Annotated in this window: 12 protein-coding genes and 1 pseudogene; 3 read left to right on the top strand and 10 right to left on the bottom strand. The window is 73.2% G+C overall.

Annotation, left to right across the window (positions count from 1 at the left end):
* Positions 1-18: 18 nt before the first annotated feature.
* From TK50_RS16220 to TK50_RS16185, 8 genes and pseudogenes are all read right to left on the bottom strand, one after another.
* Positions 19-1,254: an NAD(P)/FAD-dependent oxidoreductase gene (locus TK50_RS16220; protein WP_043963494.1), complete on the bottom strand. Its 1,236-nt coding sequence runs from the start codon at positions 1,252-1,254 to the stop codon at positions 19-21.
* 1,511 nt (positions 1,255-2,765) lie between these two features.
* Entirely contained in the window at positions 2,766-3,533 is a 768-nt protein-coding gene (locus tag TK50_RS16215; protein ID WP_043963493.1) for a GntR family transcriptional regulator, read from the bottom strand.
* A gap of 76 nt (positions 3,534-3,609) precedes the next feature.
* Positions 3,610-4,317: a deoxyribose-phosphate aldolase gene (gene deoC / locus TK50_RS16210; protein WP_043964721.1), complete on the bottom strand. Its 708-nt coding sequence runs from the start codon at positions 4,315-4,317 to the stop codon at positions 3,610-3,612.
* Between the two features lie 44 nt (positions 4,318-4,361).
* Positions 4,362-4,817 (bottom strand): D-ribose pyranase, encoded by a 456-nt coding sequence (gene rbsD, locus TK50_RS16205; protein WP_043963491.1) that lies wholly within the window; start codon positions 4,815-4,817, stop codon positions 4,362-4,364.
* A complete protein-coding gene (locus TK50_RS16200; protein WP_043963489.1) occupies positions 4,814-6,358 on the bottom strand; it encodes a sugar ABC transporter ATP-binding protein in 1,545 nt (514 codons plus the stop codon). Before TK50_RS16200 ends, rbsD begins: the two co-directional genes overlap by 4 nt.
* A gap of 3 nt (positions 6,359-6,361) precedes the next feature.
* Positions 6,362-7,384: a substrate-binding domain-containing protein gene (locus TK50_RS16195; RefSeq protein WP_043963488.1), complete on the bottom strand. Its 1,023-nt coding sequence runs from the start codon at positions 7,382-7,384 to the stop codon at positions 6,362-6,364.
* A gap of 110 nt (positions 7,385-7,494) precedes the next feature.
* Positions 7,495-8,469 (bottom strand): annotated as a pseudogene (locus TK50_RS16190) (ABC transporter permease); the annotation flags it as partial.
* Positions 8,470-8,474: 5 nt separating this feature from the next.
* The gene (locus TK50_RS16185) at positions 8,475-9,389 is read right to left on the bottom strand and encodes a ribokinase (protein ID WP_043963485.1); all 915 of its coding nucleotides are present in this window, start codon (positions 9,387-9,389) and stop codon (positions 8,475-8,477) included.
* 401 nt (positions 9,390-9,790) lie between these two features.
* Here TK50_RS16185 and TK50_RS16180 point away from each other — a divergent pair, with 401 nt between their 5' ends.
* Together TK50_RS16180 and TK50_RS16175 are read left to right on the top strand one after the other, a co-directional pair.
* Positions 9,791-11,026, top strand: a complete 1,236-nt coding sequence (locus TK50_RS16180; RefSeq protein WP_043963484.1) for a S8 family peptidase — start codon at positions 9,791-9,793, stop codon at positions 11,024-11,026.
* Between the two features lie 68 nt (positions 11,027-11,094).
* On the top strand, positions 11,095-12,315 hold the full coding sequence (locus TK50_RS16175; protein WP_043963483.1) for a S8 family peptidase: 1,221 nt from the start codon (positions 11,095-11,097) through the stop codon (positions 12,313-12,315).
* A 62-nt stretch (positions 12,316-12,377) separates the two neighbouring features.
* Here TK50_RS16175 and TK50_RS16170 read toward each other — a convergent pair whose 3' ends face one another.
* Both TK50_RS16170 and TK50_RS16165 read right to left on the bottom strand, forming a co-directional pair.
* Entirely contained in the window at positions 12,378-13,337 is a 960-nt protein-coding gene (locus tag TK50_RS16170) for a hypothetical protein (protein ID WP_052503805.1), read from the bottom strand.
* 165 nt (positions 13,338-13,502) lie between these two features.
* Positions 13,503-14,759, bottom strand: a complete 1,257-nt coding sequence (locus TK50_RS16165; protein WP_043963482.1) for a glycoside hydrolase family 16 protein — start codon at positions 14,757-14,759, stop codon at positions 13,503-13,505.
* 205 nt (positions 14,760-14,964) lie between these two features.
* Here TK50_RS16165 and TK50_RS16160 point away from each other — a divergent pair, with 205 nt between their 5' ends.
* Positions 14,965-16,050: an SRPBCC family protein gene (locus tag TK50_RS16160; RefSeq protein WP_043963481.1), complete on the top strand. Its 1,086-nt coding sequence runs from the start codon at positions 14,965-14,967 to the stop codon at positions 16,048-16,050.
* Positions 16,051-16,057: the final 7 nt, after the last annotated feature.

Raw genomic sequence — 16,057 nt, 5'->3', positions numbered from 1 at the left:
GGCGCGGCCTCACTCAGGTCAGGACGGTTCGTAGATGCGCTTGTGCTGGGGCACGCCGGCGTCGTCGTAGAGCCGGTCCAGGTTGTCCGGCGCGAAGATCTCGTAGCCCTCCACCCCGCCGGCGATGATGCCGAGCATCTTGGTGGTCCACTCCTGGCTGGTGCTGATCGCGCCCAGCACGGTCTCCAGGTAGGGGGTGAGGGTGAGTTCGGCGACGCTCGTCGTGTAGTCGTAGACGGGGGCGGTCTCCTCGTCGCGCACCTTCACGTAGTCGGCGAGGGCGTCGTCCATGGTCCGCGCCCCCGACAGTCCCTCGTGGATGCGGTCGGCGAGCAGCTCGCCGTGCAGGAAGGCGTCGGTCATGCCCCAACCGGTGATCGGGTCCTTGTGGTATCCGGCGTCGCCGACGAGCGCCCAGCCCGGCCCGTGTGACTGGCGGTAGTAGTTGTCCGGGTAGCGCATCGGCCGCAGCGGCTCCTCGCGCCGGCCCTGGTCGCGCAGCTGCTGGGCCATCTCCGGCTCGACGTCGTCGAGGACGGCCAGGAAGCGGGCCTCGGGGTCCTGGCGGAACTCCTTGAGCTGCCGCCGGGTGCAGATGACGGCGACCATGTTGAGGTCGTCGTTGGTCGGCCAGGTGCCGTACCACTGCTCGTGGAAGCCGGTCTTGTGGTGCAGGCCCCAGTCGAGCCCGCTGTAGTAGGAGTAGTAGGTGAACCCGGCGGCGGGTCGCACGTTGTACAGCTCCGCGCCGACCTTCCTGGCCACGGTGGAGTGGAAGCCGTCGGCGCCCACGACGACGCTGGCCCGGAACTCCCGGTCCGGCCCGTCGCCCTCGCGTCCGCGGATGCCGACCACCCGGCCGTCGGCGAAGACCAGGTCGGACACGGTGAACTGCTCCAGGACCTCGACGCCGGCGCGCCGGGCGGCGTTGACCAGGATCTCGTCGAGCACGACGCGCCGGGGGCAGTAGACCGCGTCGATCCCGTCGATGGGATCGGCGAAGCCCACCAGGGGGATGCCGTGGTTGGCGTAGTTCATCTTGCGGATGGCCGGCGTCTTCGCGTCGATCACCTCGTCGAGCAGACCCCATGCCTGGAGGCGGGCCAGCCCGGACTGGTGGATGTAGTGGGTCGACACCGCGTCGCTCGGAAAGGAGGAGCGGTCGACCATCAGAACCCGGTGGCCACGCCTGGCCAATAGCATTGCGACCGGCGAACCAGCGCAGCGTGCACCGACAACGATTACATCGAACATGGGGCTTGCTCCGATCAGTCGTCAGCCCGAGATAAAGCAACCGTCCAATGCGGGTGTGGGATGGCCAAGAGGCTAGTTACGGCGTTCCAGTCGGTCAATGGATAGGTAGGGGTACCCGGTTGCCGCAGGCACCTATCGGAACGACCACCGAGGCGGCAAGCCCCTGCATGTTGACCATGAACCCCGACAAATACCCGAACGAAGTGTGACGCGTATCACATCTGCAAAGTTTCCTGAAAGCAAGCTGGGAATACGGCTGACCAGCGGCAATCACTATCAGTAATACGTAACGACACCGGAAACCGCAGCGCTGAGCCGGTCGACACCTCGTCCGGTCCCGACGGAAGGGATCCTTGCCGGCGAAGCCCATAGGCGGGGGGATCAGCCCCATAAGGCGGCGAACGAGCCGAGATGGGGGCCAGCCCAGCCGTTCCCACCGAACGCTACATTCCGGTCATCACCCCTCTGAGCTGCGGCGATGTGGCGGCAACGCGGCCAGTTTGGTTGATCGACGACAATTAACCGACGCGACGCCCGCCGGTCACCCGGAATCAGTTCGGTTGCCTTTGGCGATTTCTGCACCGACGTGTGGTTGCCTCGGAGAACATTTGCCCTGGATAACCACAGGGCGTCGGGGCGGGCCGGTCCGCCTCGGCCCGCCCGGCCCGTCCGCGCCCCGCGCCGCGTTTCCTCAGCCGCGCCGCCAAGCCGGCGGGCCGAGGAATCGAAGAAAGGAATCAGGGCGGGATCGCATTTCGGCGGGCCGAATTCGTAATAGGAGGAAGCATGCCGGTGACGTTTGCCGCCCGCTGGCAGATCCGACGCCCGCCCGGATTGGTCGTTTCCGCCGCGCCGCCGCGAGAACGACGGATGGGGCGCCGCTCCCGGACGCGACAACGCGCGCACTGAACGGGGCCGGGCACCGGTGGACGATCGCCCGCAGAACAGTTCTCGGCGATCGCCGAATCACATTAGCCGGCCGGTGGACGGATAGGCGCGGCCAGCCGGCCCCACGAGAACGCGCGGACGACTCGCCCCTCACCCGCCGGGCGGCGACGGCGCGCCCCCGGGGAGGACTCCGCCGCGCAGCCGGGCGACGCCGGGCGCGGACCCCGGCACCCCGGCGAACCGCCGCCTCAGCAGCCGCGATCCCCATGTCACTCCCGAGTGACACCGTCCGGCCCCCGGTCTCGGACGACCGCCACCGGCGCCCGGGGACACGGCGGCCACCCGGCACCGCAATGCGCCGCGCGAATCCCACGGACGACAATTCCGCGAGACGACTTCCCGGCATCCGACGCGGCTCGGCGCCCCGTCCCAGGCACGACCCTTCGCCGACCTCGCACGCCGCGCCACCGGGAAGACGGCCGACCGCCTTCCACAGCTCACACACAGGATTGCAACGCGCGCTGCAACACATCGAGGCATGACAATGAGATCACGGTCACGTTCCACCTGGCGGACTCCGCGCGGGGTGCCCATAATCGGGCCGACCCGATGTGCTCCCGCGATCAGCGGCGGCTGAGCAGGGAGGTGACCCGCATCCGTTCGCTGTGGATCCACACGTCGGAATACTCGATCGCGCGACCGTCGTCGAGGTAGGTGATCTGCTCCAGGTAGAGCAGGGGGAAGTGCTCCGGCACGCCGAGGGCCTCGGCGATCCGCCCGGTGGCGGCGGTCGCGGTGAACGTCCGCCGGCCGGTGGTGATCTTCAGCCCGTAGTCGTTCTCCAGCAGGCCGAACAGGGACCGGTCGGCCAGGTCCGCCCGTTCCAGGCCGGGGGCCAGATCGGTGCGGACGTAGTTGACCAGCCACGCCACCGGCCCGCTGGCGGCGCAGCGCAGCCGCTCCAGCCGCAGCACGGACTGCCCGGGGTTCAGGTCGAGCAGCGTGGCCAGCGGCGGCGGGGCCGCCATCACCCGCTGGGTCACCACCTGGGTGGTGTACGAGACGCCCTGCCGGGCGAAGTCCTCGGACAGCGTGGTCAGCTTCTGCGCGATGGACGGCTCGATGGCGGTGGAGGTGACGAAGGTGCCCCTCCCCCGGACCTGCACGAGCAGGCCGTCACGGATCAGCGTGGACAGGGCCCGGCGCAGGGTGCCCCGGGAGATGCCCAGGTCGGCGGCGAGCTCGGGCTCGCTGCGCAGCCGGTAGTGCGGCGGCCACTCGCCCGCCAGGATCCGGGCCCGGATCTGCTCCGACACCTGGGCGTGCAGGGGCGCCGGAGCGTCGCGGTCGAGCCGCTCGGTCGCCTCGTGCGGGCTGGACTGGTCGGACATGGTGCCTTCCCGTGGGGGCCGTCGCCCCTCGACGTGGTGGCCGGTGCCGCCACCGCCGTCGAGGGGCGACGGACGGTCAGTAGCTCGTGGTGTGCTCGTTGACTTCGTCGGTGACGATAGCCACCCCGGCGCTGGTGCCCAGCAGCACCGCCCCCGCCCGCAGCAGGGACACGGCCTGCGCGAAGGACTTGATGCCGCCCGAGGCCTTGACCCGGACCCCCTGCGGGGCGCGGTCGACCAGGTAGGCGATGCTGTCGGGGTTGGCGATCTCCACCGCGCCGCTGCTGGCGTTCTTCAGGAACGCGACGCCGGCCTCGATGGACAGCTCGACGGCGGCCTCCCGCTCGGCCGGGGTGAGCAGCGGCAGCTCCAGCATGACCTTGATCGGCACGCCGGCCGCCCGGACGACGCCGGCGATGTCGTCGCGGAAGTCGTCGTAGCGGCCGCTCTTGAGCCAGCCGATCTGCACGCCGATGTCGATCTGCGTGGCCCCGGCCCGGACCAGGCTCTCCGCCTCGGCGGCCTTGCCGGCGCTGGTGGTCACGCCGACGGTGGGAAAGTCGAGGGCCGAGGCGACGCCGGCGTCGGTGCCGCGCAGCACCTCGGCCACCTCGGCGACCCAGGAGCCGGGCACCATGGCGGCGTCGAAGCCGTACCGGAGGGTCTCCTCGGCGTGCGCGACCATCCGGTCGCGGGTGACGCCGACGTCGATCAGCGTGTGTTGGATGTAGGGCGCCAGCGCCGCCGGGGTGATCTCGGCGTCGGGCAGGATGGCTGTGCTCACGTTCTTCTCCAAGTCGGTGCGTCGTGGTGCGGGCGGATGCCGGGCTACATGCGGTCCCGGTAGTAGTCGGGGACGACGACGCCGGGCTCGTCGAACCAGCGCGGCACGTCCACGCCGCAGACCAGCCCGACGTTGCCCCACGGGTTGAACGCGCCCGTGCGGACGATCGCCTTGGCCTGGTGGGCCAGCTCGCCGAGCATCTCGGCGTGCGGGCGGGTGGTCAGCGGCGCGCCGGGGAAGCGCTGCCCCAGCCAGTCCGCGAGGGGACGGTTGTGGGTGGTCACGTCCTCGGCCACGACGACGCCCTCGACGATGATCTCGTCGGCGACGAGGTCGAGCACGGTGGTGAGGCCGGGCAGGTCCTCGGCGACGGCGAGGTCGATGCGGTGCGCCGTGCGGGGGATCGGGAACCCGGCGTCGACCACGAGCAGGAGGTCGGTGTGGCCGAGGGTGGCGAGCACCCCGGACAGCTCGGCGTGGAGCAGGCCTGTGCGTTTCATGCGTTCTCCTTCATGGTGTGCGCGCCGGTGGCCAGCGCCATGACCTTCTCCTCGGTGGCCTGCTCCGCCGGGAGCACGCCGACCAGACGCCCGGCGGCCATGACGGCGATCCGGTCGCTGACGGTCAGCAGCTCGGGCAGGTCCGAGGAGGAGACGACGATCGACACGCCGTCGGAGGTCAGGCGGCGGAACAGCCGGTAGATCTCCGCCTTGGCGCCGACGTCGACGCCGCGGGTGGGTTCGTCGAGCAGCATCAGCCGGGGCTCGATGGACAGCCAGCGGGCGAGCAGGGCCTTCTGCTGGTTGCCGCCGGAGAGCTGGGTGATGCCCTGCGCGGTGCCGGACGTCTTCACCGTCAGCTCGCGGGCCCGGGTGTCGGCGTCGCGGCGCAGCGCCCCGCGCCGCAGCAGGCCGAGGCGCTGCCGGCGGCCGAGCGTCAGGACGTTGACGTTGTCGGCGACGCTCATCGTCGGCAGGATGCCCTGCTGCCGGCGTTCCCCGGGCAGGTAGGCGACGCGGGCGCGGATCGCGTCGCGGGGCCTACGCGCGGCGAACGGCTCGCCGTCGAGCCGCAGCTCGCCACCGTGGACCGGGTCGGCGCCGAAGACGCCGCGCAGCAGCTCGACGCGGCCGCTGTCGGGCAGGCCGGCCACGCCGAGCACCTCGCCGGGCGCGACGTCGAGGTCGACGCCGGTGAACCCGGCCCCGGTCACGGCCCGCATCCGCAGCCGTGGGGTGGCCGTCGCCGCGGGAGCGACGGTGTCGTGCCGGGCGAACTCGGCGGCCAGCTCGCGGCCGACCATCGCCGAGACCACCTCGTCGGGGCTGACCCGGGCGGTGGGCCAGTCGGCGACGTGCCGGCCGTCACGCAGCACGTGGATGTGCTGGGACAGCGCGAAGACCTCCGGCATCCGGTGCGAGACGTAGAGCAGGGTGACGCCGTCGGCCTGCAGGGAACGGATCACCTCGAACAGCCGGTCCGACTCGGCCGGGGACAGGATCGACGTCGGCTCGTCGAGGATGACCACCCGCGCCTCGCGGGCCAGGGACCGGGCGACCACCACCAGTTGCTGCGCGGCGGCGTCGAGGTGGCGGACGGTGCGCCGGGGGTCGACCCGCAGGCCGAGCCGGTCCAGCAGCTCGGCCGCGCGCTCGTCCATCCGCCGCCGGTGCGGGAAGGGCCGGGATCCCGGCTCGGCGCCGAGCATGATGTTCTCGGCGACCGTGCGGTCCTGGGCCAGGGCGAGCTCCTGCGGGACCAGGGCGACGCGGTGGCGGCTGAGCAGGGTGGCCGGGTCGAAGCGGCGCACCTCCTCGCCGGCCACCCGGACCGTACCGGTGGTGGGCGTGTCCAGCCCGGCCAGGATCTTCATGAGTGTCGACTTGCCGGCGCCGTTCTCCCCCATCACGGCGGTGAGGCTGCCGGCGGGAACGCTCAGGGTGACGTCCTGCAGGGCGCGGACGACGCCGAAGTGCCTCGACAGGCCGGTCACCTCGACGGCGGCCGTCGGCGGTGCGGCGATCGTGGCCGGGCTGGTCATCGGTCAGCCCTCCACCGGCACGTCGTCGACGGTGGCGGGGGTGACGACGAGGACGCCCGTGTCGACGCCGGCGATCGGGGTGCCGTTCTTGAGGTACTCGGCCAGCAGCTTGACCGCCTGGTAGCCCTGCTCGGCCGGGGCCTGGCTGATGGTCAGGTCGACCACGCCGGCCTTGAGGTACTCGACGGTCTGCGGCTGCACGTCGAAGCCGACCGAGTGGATCTTGCCGACGTTGCCGGACTGCTGGAGCCACTTGGCGCCGGCCGTGAAGCTGCAGCAGTCGAGCGAGACCAGGGCGATGGCGTCCTTCTGCGCGGCCATCGTCGACTCGATGGTGTTGTACGCGGCGCTGGGCTCGTTGCCGGTGTTCACCGGGCCGACGATCTGCAGGCCGGAGTCCTTGACCCCCTCCTGAAAGCCGGAGAACCGGTCGTTGGACCAGCCGGCGCCGGAATCGACCGAGGCGACGACGACCTTGCCGGTCCTGCCCTTGAGCACGCCCAGCAGCTCCTTGGCCAGGGACCGGCCGGAGGCGACGAGGTCCTGGCCGACGAAGCCCATCTGCTTGGACTCGGGGTTGTTGGTGTTGAACGAGATGATCGGGATGCCGGCGTCGTACGCCTGGGCGATGACCGGCTTGAGGGCGTCGTTGCTGGCCGAGGAGACCGCGAGGCCGTGGATCTGCTTCTGGTTGATCAGGGTCTGCAGCTCGGCGACCTGGTCGGCGGGGTTGCCGCCGGACGGGCCGATCATCTGCGCGTCGACGCCGAACTCCTTGGCGCCGCGCTCCATGCCCTGCCGGATCGGGACGGCGAAGGCCAGCGACGGGTCGTGGTAGCTGAGCTTGATCTTGAGGGGTTCGCCCTTCTCGACGGCGTCTTTGATGTAGTCGGCGAGCGTGAACCCGCCGCCGTTCTCGGCGGAGGCGGTGCTGGCCGGGGTGACCGCGCCGCAGGCGGCGTTCGCCAGCAGCGCCAGGCCGAGGGTCGCGACGACCGCGACCCGGCGCCGGAGGGACAGCTTCATCGGGGTGGCTCCTTGGGGTGTGGGGGGAAAGGGGAGAAGGCGCGGGCCGGGGACGGTCACCGACGCCCGGAGCGTCTGCGCAGCCAGGTGTCGGCCGCGACGGCGAGGATGATCACCGCGCCGGTCGCCACGGTCTGCCAGAACGAGGAGATGCCGCGCAGGTTGAGGATGTTCTGCAGGACGCCGATGAACGCGACGCCGATGACGGTGCCGAGCATGGTGCCGGAGCCGCCGAACAGGGCCGCCCCGCCGATGATCACGGCGGAGATCGCGGTCAGCTCCATGCCGGTGCCGGTGACGCCCTGCACGTAGGACAGGAACGACAGGCCGAGCACGCCGGCCAGGCCGGCGAGCGTCCCGGACAGGGTGAACGCGGCGACCTTCACCCGGCCGGTGTCGATGCCGCACAGCCGGGCGGCCTCGGCGCTGCCGCCCACGGCGTAGGTGTTGAAGCCGTAGCGGGAGCGGGACAGCACGATCGTGCCGACGACGGCGACGAGCGCGAACAGCACGAGCTGCATCGGCACGACGCCGAACAGCTTGCCCTGGCCGAGCAGGTTGAACTCGGCCACGGCGGGGTCCTTGGCCGACAGCGAGATCGGCGCGCCGCCGCTGAGCAGCAGCGTCACGCCCCGGTAGACGCTCAGCGTGCCGAGCGTGACGATGAACGACGGGATGCCGAAACCGACCGTCATCAGCCCGTTGAGCAGGCCCGCGGCCGCGCCGGCGGCGATGCCGCCGAGGGCGGCCAGCGGCCAGGCGACGTCGGAGGTCATGAGCAGCCCGCAGACGACGGCGCCGAGGCCGTAGATCGAGCCCACCGAGAGGTCGATCTCGGCGTTGATGATGACGAACGTGACGCCGACGGCCATGATGCCGATCTGCGCGATCTGCTGGCCGACGGTGAGGAAGTTGCCCGTCCCCACGAAGCCCGGGGCGATCAGGGTGCCCAGGGCGAACAGCACCACGAGGGCGAGGAAGGTGCTGGCCTCCCGGGCGTGCAGGAAGCGGCGCAGCGGGGAACGGGCGGGCGGGGCGGCGGGCTTGCCCGCCGCGGGCGCCACGGGGGTGGTGGTCTGGGCCATCGGTCTCATCTCCTCAGCAGGGCCGCGACGTCGTCCGGGTAGGGCAGGGCGGGAATCACCTCGGCGACGCCGACGGTGTGCGCGCCGGCAGCGGCGGCGAAGCGCACCGCGTCGGTGAGGGCGTCGCCACAGGCCAGGGCCACGGCGAGCGCGCCGGTGAAGGCGTCGCCCGCGCCGGTGGTGTCGACGACGCGGGCGACGGTGACCGGGTCGACGCAGGTGCGCCGCCCGTCGTGGTCGACGAGGGCGCCCTCGGCGCCGAGGGTGAGCACGATCGTCCCGGCGTACCGGGTGCGCAGCAGGTCCACCAGCTCGTCGCCGGTGGCCGGGTCCCCGGGGTCGCGACCGGTGAGCACCCGGGCCTCGCTGGCGTTGGGCGTGACCACGTCGATCCAGGCCCACGCCTCGTCGGGCAGCGCGACGGCGGGGGCGGGGTTGAGCAGCGTGCGTACGCCACGCTCGTGGGCGGTGCGCAGCGCGGCGAGGGCCACCGGCAGGGGGATCTCCAGGGAGACCACGACCAGGTCCGCGTCGGCGATGCGCTCGGCGAAGCCCGCGACGTCGGCGGGGGTCAGCTCGTCGAGCGCGCCGGGGGCGATGGCGATGCGGTTCTCGCCGTCGGCGTCGACGAGGATGACGCCGACCATGGTCGCGGACGCGGTGGTGGTGCGCACGCCCGCCGCGTCGACCCCCTCCCGCGCCCAGAGCTCCCGGGCGGCGACGCCGAACTGGTCGGCGCCGACGGCGGTCAGCAGGCTGACCTGCGCGCCGAGCCGGGCGGCGGCGACGGCCTGGTTCGAGCCCTTGCCGCCGTGGCCCGAGGCGAAGCTGCCGCCGGAGAGGGTCTCCCCGGCCACCGGCACCCGGGGCACCCGCATGGTCAGCCCGGCGCCGTAGCTGCCGATCACTGCTATCTTCATCCCGACCCCATGTTCATGGACAACCATGTACAACTCAGGGGACCGTAAGGATCGCCGAAGGGCGGTGTCAAGAGCTGCGACGACATTTCGCGGCAACATTCCCGCAACCTGGAAACCCGCCGACCGGTGCCGAAAGGTGGCTTAGGCCGCCTTCGCGAGGATGATCCCCGTGGCTTTCGTACCACATGGGGCTTTTGTTTCCGTCGGCATCGCCGGGCCGGAACGCCGCGGCCGACCGCGCGGGCGAGCCCGGGATCCGACCCGCCGGCCATAGGGCCACGCTATGAACCGTTCGGTATATATCGATGTTCGCGGATTGACCTTAGGCTCCCCACAACCGCTCGGACCGGCCCTACGGGTTCACGAAGCCCGGGCCGGCCAGAACAAGGGAGGACCGGGAGATGACACTCCCCCGCACGAGCCCCCGCCGGTTGGCCGCCTTCGGCGTCCTCACCACCGCCGCGCTGGCCGCCGCCACGGTCGGTGCGCCGGCCAGCGCGGCACCCGCCACCGGCGAGATCCTGTCCGCCGGCAGCGCCACGGCGGTCAAGGACAGCTACATCGTGGTGCTGAAGGACAGCGCCGTCGGTGGCCGGGCCGGTACCCGGGCCGCCGCCGTCGCGAACTCGGCCGGCACCCTCGCCGGCCGGTACGGCGCCACCGTCGGCCACGTGTACGGCGAGGCGCTCAACGGCTTCGAGGTCCGGCTGTCGGAGCGGGCCGCGAAGCGGCTGGCCGCCGACCCGGCCGTGGCGTACGTCGAGCAGAACCAGACCGTGACGGCCACCACGACCCAGACCAACCCGCCGTGGGGCCTGGACCGGATCGACCAGGCCGCCCTCCCGCTGTCGGGCACCTACAGCTACGTCAGCACCGGCTCGGGCGTCACCGCGTACATCATCGACACCGGCATCCGGACCACCCACAGCCAGTTCGGCGGGCGGGCCGTCGACGGCTACGACGCGGTCGACAACGCCCTGCCGGCCGCAGACTGCAACGGCCACGGCACGCACGTCGCCGGCACCGTCGGCGGGTCGACCTACGGCGTGGCCAAGAGCGTCCGGCTGGTGGCGGTGCGGGTGCTCAACTGCGCCGGCAGCGGCACCACCGCGGGCGTCATCGCCGGGGTCGACTGGGTGACCTCCAACCACCAGGCCGGCCAGCCGGCGGTGGCGAACATGAGCCTCGGCGGCGGCCTCAACACCTCCCTGAACACCGCCGTGGCCAACTCGATCGCCGACGGCGTCACCTACGCGGTGGCCGCCGGCAACTCCAACGCCAACGCCTGCAACACCTCCCCGGCCGCCGTGCCCACGGCCCTCACCGTCGGCGCGACCCAGAGCGACGGCGCCCGCGCGTCGTACTCGAACTACGGTTCCTGCCTGGACATCTTCGCGCCGGGCTCGGCCGTGCTGTCCGCCTGGTACACCAGCGACACGGCCACCAACACCATCAGCGGCACCTCGATGGCCTCGCCGCACGTGGCCGGCGGCGCCGCCCGCGTGCTGCAGAACAACCCGTCGTGGACCCCGGCGCAGGTGGCGTCGTACCTGACCTCCACCGCCAGCACCGGCACGGTGGGCAGCCCCGGCAGCGGCTCGCCGAACCGCCTGCTCTACCTCGCCCCCACCAGCTGACCTGACGACCAGCCGCCGGCCCCGGGGTGACCACCCCGGGGCCGGCGCGTCGGAGGAAAGGACCGGACATGATCGTTCCTGGCACCCGACGCCGGCGGTCGCTGGCGGCCACCCTCGGCGTCGCCCTCGCCCTCGCGCTCGGCGCGGGCCCGGCCGCCGCGTCGCCGGCCGCCGCGGCCACCGGACCCATCCGGCACGCCGGCGGCGCGACCGCCGTGCCCGACAGCTACCTCGTGCTGCTGGACGACCGGGCCACCGCCGGGTCGGCCGCCGCGGTCGCCGCCACCGCCGACCGCCTCGCCGGCAGGTTCGGCGGCGTACGCGGCCACGTCTACCACGCCGCCGTACGCGGCTTCGAGATCCGCCTGCCCGAGCGGGCCGCCCGACGCCTCGCCGCCGACCCGGCCGTGGCGTACGTCGAGCAGAACCACGTGACGGCGCTGGCGGCGGGCGTCCAGCTCAACCCGCCGTCGTGGGGGCTGGACCGCATCGACCAGCGCGCGCTCCCGCTCGACGGCCGGTACGCCTACCCGAACACCGCGCCGAACGTGCACGCCTACGTCCTGGACACCGGCATCCGCGCCAGCCACGTCGACTTCGGCGGCTCCGTCGCCGGCGGGTACGACGCGGTCGACGGGGCCCTGCCGGCCGACGACTGCAACGGCCACGGCACCCACCTCGCCGGCACCGTCGGCGGCCAGTTGCACGGGGTGGCCAAGGACGCCCGGCTGGTGCCGGTGCGGGTGCTCAACTGCACCGGCAGCGGCACCTGGGCCCAGGTCATCGCCGGCATCGACTGGGTCACCCGGTACGCGGTGAAGCCCGCCGTGGCCACCATGGGCCTCGGCGGCAGCGCCAGCAGCGCCGTCGACGCCGCGCTGACGGCCTCCATCAACTCCGGCGTCACGTACGCGGTGCCCTCGGGCAGCTCGTCCAGCGACGCCTGCAACTTCTCGCCCGCGCGGGTACCCACGGCGCTCACCGTCTCCGGCACCCTGGCCACCGACGTGAAGATGGGCTCGGCCAACTACGGCACCTGCGTGGACATCTTCGCCCCCGGCGGCAGCATCACCTCGACCTGGCACACCAGCGACACCGCCACCAACACGGTCAGCGGCAGCCCGATGGCCGCCGCGCACGTCGCCGGCTGCGCCGCCCTCGTGTTGTCCGACCATCCCACCTGGACCCCGGCGCAGGTGGCGGCGCACCTCGCCGCCACCGCCACCGCCGGTGTCGTCGGCAGCCCGGGCGCCGGCTCGCCGAACCGGATGCTCTACTGCGGCCCCTGACGCCCCGGTGACCGCCCCGACCGCGGCCCGCCGGGCGGGGCGGACCGCGGCGGGAGGTCCGGTCAGCGCCGCAGCACGGTGACCGCGTCGGCCCCGCCGACCAGGTCCAGGTCGAGGCGGTCGGTGGCGGCCTCCCAGCCCGGGGTGGTGATCACCGTGCCGCCGGCAACGCCGACGCGGCGGTCGGCGTGCACGGTGACCGAGCCGGCGCCGCGGACGGCCCGCACCCGCACCGGTCGCAGGTCCGGCACGGACACCGTGAGCTGGTTGACCCCGGCGCTCAGCCGCACGGCGAGGCTGCCGTCCCCGGCGGGCAGCCGCAGCTCCGTGCGGTCGGTGCCCCCGGCCAGGTCCACGCCGATCAGCCGGCCGGCGCGCAGGTCGAGCAGCTGGGTGCTCGCGCCGCCGCCCATCACCAGCCGCCAGGCGACCCGCGAGGTGAGCCGGATCTGCACCGCCCCGGGTCCGGCGCGGCCGGTGGGCGTCAGGTGCAGCGCGACGCCCTCGGCGGTACGCACCGGCCGCGGGGCGCTGTCGCCGTCCGCCGGGGTGCTGATCCGGTAGAGGTCCGCGCCGAGGTCGACGAGGCGCAGGTCGACGGCGGTGGTGCCGGTGACCAGCTCGAACGCCGCGCGGGCCCGGCCGCTCAGGGGCGCGGTGACCGTGTGCGGGAGGCCGCCGCCGGCTGCGGGGCCGCCGCCGACCGCCGGTGCCGGCCCGGCCCCGGCCGCGCGCAGGCCGGGCGGCCCCGAGGCGAGGGCCAGCGCGGCGGCGGCGAGCAGGGCCAGGATCACCCCGACCCCGACCAGGCCGACGACGGGCCGCCGGCGGGGCGGCGCGCGGCGCGCGGGTTCGACGTCGATCACCGGGCCGGCGAAGAAACCCGACCCGGCGTACGCCTCGGCCGGGTGCGCGGCGCCGACGCCGACGTGGGGATCGGGCTCCACGACGACCCCGGTGACGACGCGCGGCCGGCGACCGTCGACGTCGGACGGTGCGGGACGCGCCTCGGGTGCGGACATGCGCTGACCTCTCTGTCCGGTGAACGGCACCGGGGAGTACGGATCCGGGGCCGGGATCGATCGACGCTGGGCGCGGCGTTTCCGATCTTCACCGGTCGCCCGGCGCCCGGCGCCGGACGGCCCCGCCGCCGCCGGCGCACCGGCGGCGGCGGGGCGCGGGTCGGGTCAGTAGCGCGCCCACTTCTGGTTGGCCGCGCCCGTGCAGTCCCAGAGCTGGAGCTTGCCGCCGTTGGCCGGGTTCTGGTCGCGGACGTCGACGCAGCGGTTGGCGCTGAGGTTCACCAGGTCGCCGTTGCCGTTGAGGGTGAACCGTTGGACCGGGTTGCCGTTGCAGGTGACGAGGTTGACCTCGGTGCCGTTGGCGGTGCCGGCCCAGGCCGGGTCCATGCACTTGCCCATCGCCCGCACGGTGCCGTCGGAGGCGAACGTCCAGGCCTGGGCGGCGGTGGTGTTGCAGTCCCAGATCTGCAGCTTGGCCCCGTCGACCGGGTCGGCGTTGGGGATGTCGACGCACCGCCCGCTCTGCGCGCCGCGCAGCCGGGTGGTGCCGGCCGGCGGGTTGCCGCCGGAGGTGTACCCGGACACCCGGACGTAGTCGACGAGCATCTGCTGCGGGAACTGCGTGGTGGCGTCGGGGTAGCCCGGCCAGTTGCCGCCGACGGCCACGTTGAGGATCATGAAGAACGGGTGGTCGAACACCCAGCGGTTGCCGCCGAGCCGGCTCGGGTCGACGCGGTGGTACTCGACGCCGTCGAGGTACCACACGATCGAGTTGGGCTCCCAGTCGACCCGGTAGGTGTGGAAGGCGTCGGCCAGCGGGGCGCCGATGGTGCGGCTGTTGGTAATGCCGCCGCCACCGGAGTAGCCCGGGCCGTGGATGGTGCCGTGCACGGTGTTCGGCTCGCGGCCGATGTTCTCCATTATGTCGATCTCGCCCGCGTTCGGCCAGCCGACGCTTCCCATGTCGTTGCCGAGCATCCAGAACGCCGGCCAGATGCCCTGGCCCCGGGGGATCTTGATCCGGGCCTCGAACCGGCCGTACGCCTGGGTGAACGTCGCGGCGGTCAGCAGTCGGGCGGAGGTGTACTCGCACCGGCCGTAGTGGCACTGGTAGTTGGCGGGGTTCTCCTTGCGCGCGGTGATGACCAGGTTGCCCTGGCCGTCGTGCACCGCGTTGCTCGTGCTGTTGGTGTAGTACTGCCGCTCGTTGTTGCCCCAGCCGCTGCCGCCGATGTCGAACCGCCACCGGTTCTGGTCGACGGGCGTGCCGGCCGGCGCGTTGAACTCGTCCTGCCAGGTGATCGAGCCGATGGCCGCCGCGGCGGGCTCGGCGTGGCCGGGCAGGACGAGGGCCACGCTGGAGGCGACGAGCGCGGCGGCGGCGAGGGCGAGCGCCCGGGGGACGGATCGACGTCTGGTCACATTGTCTCCTCGGTGGACGGTCCGGACGGCGACGCGGGGTGCGGCGAGCCGACCGGCGGCGGTGCGCAGAGAGCGCTCTCTCTAGCGAAGTCTGTCGATGCGGCTCCTGTCCGTCAAGACTGTTGCCAGTTCCGTAGGGTCACCGGGGCAACCCGGGGCGTCGCCCCGGCGGACCGGCGACCGCCGGGACCCGTAGAGTCTCGCCGTGATCGAGATCGGCGCCCGGATCGACCTGCCCCATCCCACCGGCCGGGTCTGGCGCGCGTTGACGGACCCGACGCTGCTGGCCCGCTGGTACACCGAGGTCGAGCCCGCCGCCGGCCGGCCGGGCCGGCTGCTGCTCTACACGGCGGGGCTGCCCGGCTTCGACGCCGCCGTCGACGCGGAGGTGACCGAGCGGCGGGAGCCGGACGCGATCGCCCTGCGCTGCCAGGAGGCCGGCCGGCGCACGCTGCTGAGCTGCGCCGTCACCCCCACCGCCGAGGGTTGCCGGCTGACGGTCCACGAAACCCTCGAACACGGTTCCTGGCCCGTCGAGCAACGCGTGCGCCGCGAGCAGTTCTACCAGCAGGCGCTCACCGGCCGGCTGCCCGCCATCCTCGACTGGCTGGCCTTCCAGCAGGTCGACCTGCTCCGCGACCAGGGGCCGCCGACGGCCGAGATGCCGATCGTCGAGACGCCCGGCGACGCGGCCCCGCTGCGGCGTCGCCGCCGCACCGCGCTGGTCGCGGCGCTCGGCGGCGGCGTGCTGGTCACCGGGCTGGCGACGTGGGTGCTGCTGCCGTCGGACCCGGACCGCGCCGCCGCCCCGGAGCCGGCGACCGTCCCGCCCGTCGCGACCACCGCCGCCACCAGCGGTCCGCCCCGGGCCACGCCGACCGCGCGGCCCACCCCCGGCGCCAGCCGGAGCAGCGCCCGCCCGAGCCGCTCCGCCTCGCCGACGCCGTCGCGGACGGCCACCCCGTCCCCGACGCCGCAGGCGCCCCTGGCCGCCAGGTACGAGCTTGTGGCGACCCGCATCTTCGGCTACACCGGCGAGGTGGTGGTCGACAACGCGGCCGGCGCGGCGGCCCGCGACTGGACCGTGGTGCTCACCCTGCCCTCGGGCAGCACGATCGGCGACGTCGAGGGCGGCGAATGGCAGCAGGACGGCCGGTCCGTCACGATCACCGGGCCGGCGGTGCCGGCCGGCGGATCGCAGACCGTCCGGTTCGACGTCCGCGACGCCGACCCGTTCGTCAAGGCGCCCGAGGCGTGCGCGGTGGCCGACACCCCGTGCGCCGGCCTGTGAGGGCCGC

It is taken from the genome of Micromonospora haikouensis (assembly GCF_000876225.1).
GTDB classification, from domain to species: domain Bacteria; phylum Actinomycetota; class Actinomycetes; order Mycobacteriales; family Micromonosporaceae; genus Micromonospora; species Micromonospora haikouensis.
This window is presented reverse-complemented; position numbering and strand designations above follow the sequence as displayed.

Coding starts and splice junctions, on each gene's coding strand:
- TK50_RS16220 (WP_043963494.1), bottom strand. CDS start 1,254: ATGTTCGATGTAATCGTTGTCGGTGCACGCTGCGCTGGTTCGCCGGTC.
- TK50_RS16215 (WP_043963493.1), bottom strand. CDS start 3,533: ATGTCCGACCAGTCCAGCCCGCACGAGGCGACCGAGCGGCTCGACCGC.
- rbsD (WP_043963491.1), bottom strand. CDS start 4,817: ATGAAACGCACAGGCCTGCTCCACGCCGAGCTGTCCGGGGTGCTCGCC.
- TK50_RS16200 (WP_043963489.1), bottom strand. CDS start 6,358: ATGACCAGCCCGGCCACGATCGCCGCACCGCCGACGGCCGCCGTCGAG.
- TK50_RS16195 (WP_043963488.1), bottom strand. CDS start 7,384: ATGAAGCTGTCCCTCCGGCGCCGGGTCGCGGTCGTCGCGACCCTCGGC.
- TK50_RS16185 (WP_043963485.1), bottom strand. CDS start 9,389: ATGAAGATAGCAGTGATCGGCAGCTACGGCGCCGGGCTGACCATGCGG.
- TK50_RS16180 (WP_043963484.1), top strand. CDS start 9,791: ATGACACTCCCCCGCACGAGCCCCCGCCGGTTGGCCGCCTTCGGCGTC.
- TK50_RS16175 (WP_043963483.1), top strand. CDS start 11,095: ATGATCGTTCCTGGCACCCGACGCCGGCGGTCGCTGGCGGCCACCCTC.
- TK50_RS16170 (WP_052503805.1), bottom strand. CDS start 13,337: ATGTCCGCACCCGAGGCGCGTCCCGCACCGTCCGACGTCGACGGTCGC.